Genomic DNA, 2,673 nt, shown 5'->3' on the forward strand with positions numbered 1-2,673 from the left:
TGCGGGTCTGGCGTCGCGGTGGTCGGCGGGTTCGCAGGTGTGGAACACCTACGGTCCGACCGAGGCGACGGTGATCACGACTGCGGCGCCGGTGACGCTGCCGGTGTCGGGTGCGGGTCCGTCGATGGGCCGGCCGATCGGTAATGCCCGGGTGCTGGTGTTGGACGAGTTCTTGCAGCCGGTGCCGGTGGGTGTGGTCGGTGAGGTGTATATCGGTGGTCTCGGGCTGGCGCAGGGGTATGTCGATCGTCCGGATCTGACGGCGCATCGGTTTGTGGCGGATCCGTCGGGTGTCGGTGGGCGGTTGTATCGCAGTGGTGATCTGGCCCGCTGGGATGGCGGGGGTTTGCTGCATTTCGCGGGTCGTTCGGATGAGCAGGTGAAGATTCGTGGGTTCCGGATCGAGCCTGCTGAGGTGCAGGCGGTGCTGCAACAGCATCCGCAGGTCGCGCAGGCCGCCGTGATCGCCCGTGACAACCAGCTGATCGGTTACCTGGTCGCCGCCGGTGACGAGTTGGATGTGGCCGCGGTGCGGGAGTTCGCTGCCAGGCGGCTGCCGGATTACATGATGCCGACCATCTTGACCGTGCTGGACACGTTGCCGCTGAACGCTAACGGGAAGCTGGACCGGGCTGCCCTGCCGGCCCCGGACCTGCCGACCACGGGCCGGGCCGCGGCGACCGCCGCCGAGGAGATCTTGTGTGGCCTGTTCGCGGAGATTCTCGGTGTGGAGTCGGTGCCGGCGGATGTGTCGTTCTTCGAGCTCGGCGGTGATTCGCTGTCGGCGATGCGGCTCATCGCCCGGATCCGTTCGGTGTTCGAGAGCGAGGTCAGCGTCCGTGGCCTGTTCGCCGCTCCGACGGTGGCCGGGATCGCCGAACAGATCGGAGACGCCGAGGCTTCGACCCGGACGGCGTTGACGGCCCGGGAACGTCCGGCGGTGTTGCCGCTGTCGTACGGCCAGCAGCGCATGTGGTTCGTGAGCCGGCTGGAGGAGTCGCAGGAGAGGGAGTCGTCCGCGTACAGCCTGCCCTTCCATTTCCGGATCTCCGGTGATCTGGATGTGGCCGCGCTGGAGGCCGCGGTCGGTGACGTCGCCGACCGGCACGAGGTGCTGCGGACGATCTATCCCGAGGTGGACGGGGTGGCGTGCCAGCGGATCCTGGAAGGTGCCGCGGGCCGGCCGCCGCTGGTGTCGTCCGAGGCGGCCGAGGCCGACGTCGAGTCGATTCTGATCGCGGAGAGTGCCCGCCCGTTCGACCTGAGTGTCGATCTGCCGTGGCGGGCGCGTCTGCTGGTGCTGGGCGGCGACGAGTACGTGCTGTCGTTGCTGGCGCATCACATCGCGGTCGACGGCTGGTCGATGGGCCTGTTGAGCGACGATCTGCGTACAGCCTATGTGGCTCGCCGCCAGGGTCAGGCGCCCGCGTGGACCGCGTTGGGTGTGCAGTACGCCGATTACGCGCTGTGGCAGCGCGAGGTTCTGGGTGACCTGGACGATGAGTCGAGCCTGATCGCCGGCCAGCTGGATCACTGGCGGGAGACCCTGTCCGGTGCCCCGCAGGAGCTGGTGTTGCCGACCGACCGGCCGCGCCCGGCAGCCGCCTCGCTCAAGGGCGGCACAGCGTCGGTCGACGTCAGCGCGGAGACACATGCCCGGCTGGTCGAACTGGCGCAGCGGAACGGTTCGACCGTGTTCATGGTGGTGCATGCGGCGCTGGCGGTGCTGCTGTCCAAGATGGGCGCGGGCAACGACATTCCGATCGGTACGGTTGTCGCCGGTCGTGGTGACGCCGCGGTGGAGCAGCTGGTCGGTTTCTTCGTCAACACCCTGGTGCTGCGTACCGACCTGTCGGGTGACCCGTCGTTCACGGAGTTGCTGGCTCGGGTGCGGGAGACGGACCTGGCGGCGTACGCCAACCAGGAACTCCCGTTCGAGCGCCTCGTCGAGGAGCTGAGCCCGGTCCGGTCGATGGCCCGGCACCCGCTGTTCCAGGTGATGTTGACCCTCCAGAACGTGCCGGACCAGCAGTGGAGCCTGCCGGGAGTGCAGGTGCGTGGCCTCCGCTCCGGTGAGATGTCGGCCCGCGTGGATCTCTCCCTGACGTTGTCGGAGCGCCGGGACGCGGCGGGTGCGGCGGCGGGTCTCTCAGGTGCGCTGGTGTATGCCGTTGACCTGTTCGACGCGGCGACGGCGCAGGGCTTGGCGGATCGTCTGGTTCGGGTGCTGGAACAGATGGCGACGAACCCGTCGATGCGGCTCGGTCAGATCGAGGTGTTGGGCCTGGCGGAGCGTGAACGGCTCCTTGAGGTGTGGAATGCGACGTCGCGGCCGGTTCCGGTGGGGTCGTTGGCGGAGTTGTTCGCGGGCCAGGTTGGGCGTTCGCCGGATGCGGTGGCGGTGGTCGGTGAGCGGGGTGACCTGTCGTTCCGTGAGTTGGATGTGGTGTCCGGCCGGGTGGCGGGGGTGTTGCGGGCTCGTGGGGTGGGTCGTGGTGATCTGGTTGCGGTGATGCTGCCTCGCTCGGTTGAGGTGCCGGGTGTGTTGTTGGGTGTGGCGAAGTCGGGTGCGGGGTTCGTTCCGGTGGATCCGGAGTATCCGGTGGATCGGATCGCTTTCATGTTCGCCGACGCGAGTCCGGCGCTGGTGGTGTGCACGCAGGCCACCCGGGA

General features: G+C 68.4%; 1 protein-coding gene. It reads left to right on the forward strand.

All coding sequences use genetic code 11. The features are described from left to right. Positions 1 to 37: 37 nt before the first annotated feature. Positions 38 to 2,673, forward strand: a 2,636-nt coding sequence (locus CHC09_RS44760) for a condensation domain-containing protein (protein WP_179277578.1), incomplete at its 3' end; no start/stop codon positions are given.

This window comes from Actinoplanes regularis (assembly GCF_900188005.1).
GTDB lineage: Bacteria > Actinomycetota > Actinomycetes > Mycobacteriales > Micromonosporaceae > Actinoplanes > Actinoplanes regularis.